The following is a 6,789-nucleotide window of genomic DNA, read 5'->3' on the forward strand; positions in this document are numbered from 1 at the left end:
GGCGCACGATAATTTCCCCCGAACGATGAGGATCGCCTTGCCATGCACCGTAGAACCCTGTCCGCGCCGCTGGCGCTCGTCGCCCTTGTCATGACCCCGGTCGCCGCGCAGGCCTCTGGCTCGGCGACGGCCGCGCCCGCGCCGATGCTCGCCTATCCCGATACGCTGCGCGGCGACACGGTCGATCCGCAGTTCGGCGTCGATGTCGCCGACCCCTATCGCTGGCTGGAGGACGATGTCCGCGTCAACCCGAAGGTCGCCGAATGGGTCGCGGCGCAGAACAAGGTCACCGACGCCTATCTCGCCACCCTGCCCGGGCGCGAGATGTTCAAGCAGCGGATGACCGAGCTGTATAATTACGAGCGCTTCGGCCTGCCGCGCAAAGCGGGAGCGAATTATTTCTATACCCGCAACGACGGTTTGCAACCGCAGTCGGTGCTTTACGTCCGCGAAGGATTGCACGGCGAAGGCCGCGTTCTGATCGACCCCAATCTGTGGGCCCAGGACGGCGCCACCGCGCTCGCCGAATGGCGGCCGTCCGAGGATGGGAAATATCTGCTCTATTCGGTGCAGGATGGCGGCACCGACTGGCGCATCGTCCGCGTCAAGGATGTCGCCACCGGCCAGGATCTGGCCGACGAGGTGCGCTGGGTGAAATTTTCGGCGCTCGATTGGGCAAAGGACGGCAGCGGATTTTATTATTCGCGCTTCCCGGAGCCGAAGGAGGGCGAAGCGTTCCAGTCGCTGAACGAAAATCACGCGGTCTATTTCCACAAGCTCGGCACCCCGCAAAGCGCCGACGTGCTGGTTCACGCCGCCCCCGACCGGCCCAAGCTGAACAATTCGGCGGTGGTCAGTGACGACGGAAAATATCTGCTGGTGTTCGGTTCCGAAGGGACCGATGCGCGGTTGGGCGTGACGCTGTACCCGATCGGCAGCAACGGCATGGGCAAACCGGTCACGCTGGTTGGTGATTTCGCGAACAACTGGGAATATGTCACCAACCAGGGTCCGCTGTTCACCTTTGTCACCAACAAGGACGCGCCGCGCGAACGACTGGTGCGGATGGATATCCGGCGGCCCGGCAAGCTGACCGAACTGGTTGCGGAGAGCGAGGACACGCTGGTCGGCGCATCGCGCGTCGGCGACCGCATCATCCTGTCGTACCTGGGCGATGCGAAATCAGAGGCGCAGATGATTACGCTCGACGGCAAGAAGGTCGCCGACATCAATCTAGCCGACATCGGGTCGGCATCGGGATTCGGCGGCAAGTCGACCGACCCCGAAACCTTTTATGCCTTTTCCAGCTTTGCACGGCCAACCACAATCTACCGGCTTGATACCGCGACCGGCAAAAGCGAAATTTTTGCCGAGCCCAAACTGACCTTCCAGCCCAACGATTTCACCGTCGAGCAGCGCTTTTACAAGTCGAAGGACGGCACCGAAATTCCGATGTTCGTCGTGATGAAAAAGGGCATCGACCGCAGCAAGGGATCGCCGACGCTGCTATACGGTTATGGCGGGTTCAACGTGTCGATGACTCCGGGCTTTTCACCGACGCGCCTGGCGTGGGTCGACAAGGGCGGCGTACTGGCGATCGCCAACCTGCGCGGCGGCGGCGAATATGGCAAGGCGTGGCATGACGCCGGGCGGCTCGACAAGAAACAGAATGTGTTCGACGATTTCATCGCTGCGGCCGAATATCTGATCGCCGAAGGCGTCGCGGGCAAAGGCCAGGTCGCGGTCGAAGGCGGGTCGAACGGCGGATTGCTGGTCGGCGCGGTGGTCAACCAGCGTCCCGATCTGTTCGCCGCGGGCCTGCCTGCGGTCGGGGTGATGGACATGCTGCGCTTCGACCGCTTTACCGCCGGACGTTATTGGGTCGACGATTACGGCTATCCGTCGAAGGAGGCGGATTTCAAGAATCTGCTGTCCTATTCACCCTATCACAACATCCGGTCGGGAGTGTCCTATCCCGCCGTGCTGGTAACGACCGCCGACACCGACGACCGCGTCGTACCGGGGCATAGCTTCAAATATACCGCCGCGCTCCAGCACGCCAAGGCGGGCGACAAGCCGCACCTGATCCGCGTCGAGACGCGCGCCGGTCACGGATCGGGCAAGCCGACCGACAAGATCATCGCCGAAGCGGCCGACAAATACGCCTTTGCCGCGAAATGGACCGGGCTGACCGTCGAATAGGGCGCTGGCCCGCTGTCGCCGTTGCCGTCCTGTTGGGGCTGGCAGCGGCGATCTGGGCCGTGTTGCCCGACGGACATGCGGCGCGCGTCGAGCGGGTTGCCGGATGCCATGATCCGGCGGCGCAGCCCAAGGTCGAAACGCTGGCGGGCGGCCGCCAGGCGGTGCGTCTGCGGGTGCTGTTGTGGAATGTCGAAGGGCTGCCCTGGCCGATCCGCAGCGGGCGCGACGCCAAGCTGGCGCGGATAGCGCAGTGGATTGCGCAGCGCCGCGCGGCAGGGCTTGGTCCCGACATCTTGATCCTGCACAAGGCCTTTACGCCCGCCGCGTCGCGGATCGCGCTGGCGGGAGACTTTCACTCGGTGTTGCCCGGACCCGCGCTCGACGACGCCCGGCATCTGCCCGCCGCGGTGGCCCCCGCCGCGTTTGCCACCTCCGCCGACTGGCGCAAGGGCGAGCGGCTGGGCAAATGGCTGGACGGCGGGCTCTATATCGCGACCGACCTGCCGGTGCTGGCGCGATTCCACCTGCCATTCGGCGCCGCGACCTGCGCGGGATATGATTGCCTGGCCAACAAGGGAAGCCAGGCGGCGATCGTTGCAATTCCCGGCGCGCCCGATGTGCTGCGGATCTTCAACACCCATCGCAATGCGCGCGAACCGTCGGGCGTGTCGATCGCGCGCGCCGAAACCGCGCACGCGCTGCAGACCGAAGAAAATGACCTCATCCTGGAAGCGATCCGCGCCGAGGGCGGCGCGATGATTGCGGCGGGTGATTTCAACAATTATCGCGCCGGCGACAGGATGGGCCGGTTCGCAAACGACCCGGGGTTCCGCCTCGCGGCCAAAGGCTCCGGTCTCGCCGCCCGCGCCGCGTCGATGACCGATGCCAAGGCCTGGACCGACGCCTACGACCTGATGGGCTTTCGCAGTACGGACGCGCTACACGTCGAGCCGCTGGCGGTTGCGACGCTGTTCGACGGCTTGCATGGCCCGCGCCTTGCCGACCATCCCGCCCAATATGTGATCTTTCGTCTCAGCTGGAACGCGCGATCCGAGCCGCACCGGATCGCCGTCCCGGCCTGCCCCTGATCAGGGCTGCGGCGGCAAGCGGTCGCGAATGGCGCCCAGCCGCTCGTTCATGCTGAAGATCACCATGTAGATTTCGATGACGATGCGCCAGATCAGCACGCCGAACGCGAGGCCGATGATCGAGAGCAGCAACATGCCGAGCCCGGTCGCCGCAGAATAGCCCATCATGCCAAAGGCGCCGCTGATCGAGACCAGGCACATGATAACCATACCGATCAGACCCAGCCAATAGACGACCTTCAGGACCGTCGGCGCGACCATCTTTTCGAACTTGAACAGATCTCCGAATTCAAAATCCTTCATGACTTACCCCTTTCGTCATTCCGGCCGGCGGCTTTTGTCCAGCCGAGGCGGCAGGATGGCATGTTTGCCCGGCAATGGGAAGGCGGTTGCCAAAGACGCCGCGGCGCGCGAAAGGTTCGCCGATGTCCTATGCCCTCTCCTTCACCGCCACCGACCCCGCCCGGCTCTGGACCGAAGCCGCCGACGCCGCCGCGGCGCTTGTCGCGGGCGAGCGCGACGGCATCGCCAATATGGCGAATGTCGCGGCGCTGATCTGGCAAGCGATCCCCGACCTGAACTGGGCCGGATTTTATCGCTTCGACGGGACCGAGCTGGTTCTGGGGCCGTTTCAAGGCAAGGCGGCGTGCATTCGCATCCCGCTCGACAAGGGAGTGTGCGGCGCCGCGGCGCGAATGCGCGCGACGCAGCGGGTCGACGATGTCCACGCCTTTCCCGGCCATATCGCGTGCGACGCCGACAGCCGCAGCGAGCTGGTGGTGCCGGTGGTCGCGGGCGACCGGCTGGTCGGGGTGCTCGACCTCGACAGCCCGCTGCCGGGCCGGTTCTCGGCCGCCGATCAGGTCGGCGCCGAAGCGCTGGTGGCACGGATCGCCGGGGCGCTCGCCGACTGACCGCCGCCGCCTATCTGACCCAAATCGGGACGCAAAGCGCAGGGTTAACGGATTCGCGAACGGGCGTCATTTTTGCTAACAAGCTGTTAACCAATCGGTTCGGGCCGAGGGAACAGGGAGTCAGCCATGCGTACGTTCGTTCTGTTGGGAGTGGCCACCGTGTCGCTGGTGCTGGCGGGCCGCGCCGGGGCCGAGGCACCGGCAGTCGAGACCCGCGCCGCGACCGACCTGGCGGGCAGCGCTTCGTTCAGCGACCATGCCAAACCGGCGCTGGATTATGGCGCCCCCGCCGATCCCGACGTCCGTGTTTACACCGGTCATGCCGACCGCATTCCCAGCGAATCCGAATATCGCCGCGTGTCGGGCTATGATGCCGAGGGTCGCTGGACCGGCACTTGGTCGGGGACCTATGAAGCGCCCGACGGCCGCCGCTATAACGGCACCTATGAAGGATCGGTCGAGGGCCATGGCGCCGGTTATCCGCCGTCGCCGCACCCTTATTACGGTGGCGGATACGACCCGCAATATGACATGGACATGGAACGCCGCTGTGGCCGGGGGGGCACAGCGGGCGGCGCGGTTGTCGGCGGAGTCGTGGGGGGCGTCGTCGGCAACCGCATCGCCGGCAGAGGCAACCGCACCGAAGGCACGATCATCGGCGGCGCGCTGGGCGCAGTCGCGGGCGCCGCGATCGGTGATGCCGCGGACAAGAAGAAATGCGAAGACTGGTGGGCGCGCCGCGGATCGCACCACAGCACGACCACCTATCATCACGGCGGATACGGTCATGGCTATGGCTACGGCTATTACACGCCGGGTGTGGTGGTGACGACGACGATCACCCACGGGGCGCCGGTGGTTTCCGAAACGGTCGAGACGACCACCAAGACCTATTATGAAAATGTCCCGGCGCGGAAACGCTATGCGGCCAAGAAAAAGTGGAAGCCGAAACCCAAGGCCAAGCCGCGCTGCGTCTGTTGAACACCCGACAGGTCTGGTCACCTGTGGTTTGAAGGCCCGCCATCCAAGCGATGGCGGGCCTTTTCATGTCGCGGCGCGCCCCGTCGCGGCGCGGCAACGGTTCAGCGGTGCGAAAGCATCACGGGCGTAGGCGATAGCGCCTGACGGGCCAGCAGATTCTGTGCCCGCATATTGGGGGGAGCATCACCCGATGCGTCAGTTCACCAGTCTTGCCGCCGCAGCTGCGGTTGTTGTTACCTCGGTCGGCGTGAGCATCGCCCCTGCCGATGCGCGCCAGCGCCACGGCGGCTGGGGCCACCGCCACCATGACCGGATCAGCACCGGCGACGTGCTTGGCGGCTTGCTGATTATCGGCACGATCGCCGCGATCGCGAGCGCCGCGAGCAAGGATCGCCGCGACCGCGCGCCCGACGATCGTTACGATCCGCCGTATCGCGACACCCCCCGGTATGACCAGCGCGGACGCGACTATGTCCCGCCGGACGATGGCGGCAGCGGCGACTTCGGCTCCCGCCCCTATGGCAACGGTGAAGCCGAAGCACGCGCCGCCGACGCATGTAGCTGGGCGGTCGAGGCCGAAATGGGCGACGACGCCCGCGTCGACGACATTACCGGCACCGAGGCCAATGATGGCGGCTGGTATGTGACAGGCACCGCTTCGCGGCTCGGCGGCGAGGTGCGCAGTTTCGGATGCCGTTACCGCAACGGGCGCGTTGTCGACGTTCGTTTCGGCTGACCTGATCGATCCTCCCTGTCGCGCAGCGATGGGGAGGTGGCAGCGCGAAGCGCTGACGGAGGGGCCTTGACCCCGCCGTCGCAAAGCCCCTCCACCATCCGCTTCGCGGACGGTCCCCCTCCCCATCGCTGCGCGACGGGGAGGAATTTTATGAACGCCAGCAAAACCAAGGCTGAACGCCAGATAAGCGGCGGGTTCAGCACCGCGTCACGGCCGAATCGCTAAACCCTCCTCAACAGGCTGCGACTATGCCGCCTGCGCCTGAAGGAGACCGAACCATGGCTATCAAGACCAACCTGACCAAGGCCGCAATCGGTGCGGCCACCGCTGGCGCAATGCTGGTGAGTGCCGCCCCCGCCGCCGCGCGCGACCGTTACGACCGCGACGGGATCAGCGCGGGCGAAATCATTGCCGGCGCCGTCGTGCTCGGCGGCCTCGCCGCCATCCTGTCGAGCGGCAATAACGACCGATATGACGATCGCTATCGCAGCCGCTACGGCAACGATCCGCGCTATGGCTATGGCTATGGCTATGACTATAACCGCCATGGCAACAGCCGCAGCGCGGTCAGCCAGTGCGTCAATGCCGTCGAGCGCGGCAGCCGCCGCTATGGCAACACCGACGTCACCCAGGTGACCAGCATCGACCGCAAGCGCGATGGCTATCAGGTCAAGGGCCGTGTCGTCGTGCGCGACGGTTATGGCGGTCGCTGGGGTCGCGGCGGCTATTACGACCAGGGCAAATTCAGCTGCGACGTGCGTTATGGCCGCGTGGCGAACATCAAATTTTCGGGTTTGCGCGGATGACGCGGCGGCCCCTCCCGCAGGTTTCCTTGTCCATCACCGCCATCGTGGCGTTGCAGGCGACG

The 6,789-nt window shown here is 65.5% G+C and carries 7 protein-coding genes; 6 read left to right on the forward strand and 1 reads right to left on the reverse strand.

The features are described 5' to 3' along the window. Window positions 1–42 precede the first annotated feature (42 nt). Together IR187_RS05745 and IR187_RS05750 are read left to right on the forward strand one after the other, a co-directional pair. The gene (locus IR187_RS05745; RefSeq protein ID WP_194953743.1) at window positions 43–2,202 is read left to right on the forward strand and encodes a prolyl oligopeptidase family serine peptidase; all 2,160 of its coding nucleotides are present in this window, start codon (window positions 43–45) and stop codon (window positions 2,200–2,202) included. Continuing rightward, window positions 2,178–3,290, forward strand: a complete 1,113-nt coding sequence (locus tag IR187_RS05750; protein ID WP_194953744.1) for an exonuclease/endonuclease/phosphatase family protein — start codon at window positions 2,178–2,180, stop codon at window positions 3,288–3,290. Before IR187_RS05745 ends, IR187_RS05750 begins: the two co-directional genes overlap by 25 nt. On the opposite strand, the gene IR187_RS05755 is transcribed toward IR187_RS05750, so the two are convergent. Continuing rightward, window positions 3,291–3,593: a DUF4282 domain-containing protein gene (locus tag IR187_RS05755; RefSeq protein WP_194953745.1), complete on the reverse strand. Its 303-nt coding sequence runs from the start codon at window positions 3,591–3,593 to the stop codon at window positions 3,291–3,293. Between the two features lie 122 nt (window positions 3,594–3,715). On the opposite strand from IR187_RS05755, the gene IR187_RS05760 reads away from it, so the two are divergent. The 4 genes from IR187_RS05760 (at window position 3,716) to IR187_RS05775 (ending at window position 6,727) form a co-directional block, all read left to right on the forward strand. After that, a complete protein-coding gene (locus tag IR187_RS05760) occupies window positions 3,716–4,204 on the forward strand; it encodes a GAF domain-containing protein (protein ID WP_194953746.1) in 489 nt (162 codons plus the stop codon). Between the two features lie 126 nt (window positions 4,205–4,330). Further along, window positions 4,331–5,185 carry a glycine zipper 2TM domain-containing protein gene (locus IR187_RS05765; RefSeq protein WP_194953747.1) on the forward strand — a complete coding sequence of 285 codons (855 nt, stop codon included), beginning with the start codon at window positions 4,331–4,333 and terminating at the stop codon, window positions 5,183–5,185. A 190-nt stretch (window positions 5,186–5,375) separates the two neighbouring features. After that, window positions 5,376–5,921, forward strand: coding sequence for a hypothetical protein (locus IR187_RS05770; RefSeq protein WP_194953748.1), 546 nt, complete (start codon window positions 5,376–5,378; stop codon window positions 5,919–5,921). Between the two features lie 278 nt (window positions 5,922–6,199). Further along, window positions 6,200–6,727: a hypothetical protein gene (locus tag IR187_RS05775; RefSeq protein WP_194953749.1), complete on the forward strand. Its 528-nt coding sequence runs from the start codon at window positions 6,200–6,202 to the stop codon at window positions 6,725–6,727. Window positions 6,728–6,789 lie beyond the last annotated feature (62 nt).

This window comes from Sphingopyxis solisilvae (assembly GCF_015475875.1).
Taxonomy (GTDB): domain Bacteria; phylum Pseudomonadota; class Alphaproteobacteria; order Sphingomonadales; family Sphingomonadaceae; genus Sphingopyxis; species Sphingopyxis solisilvae.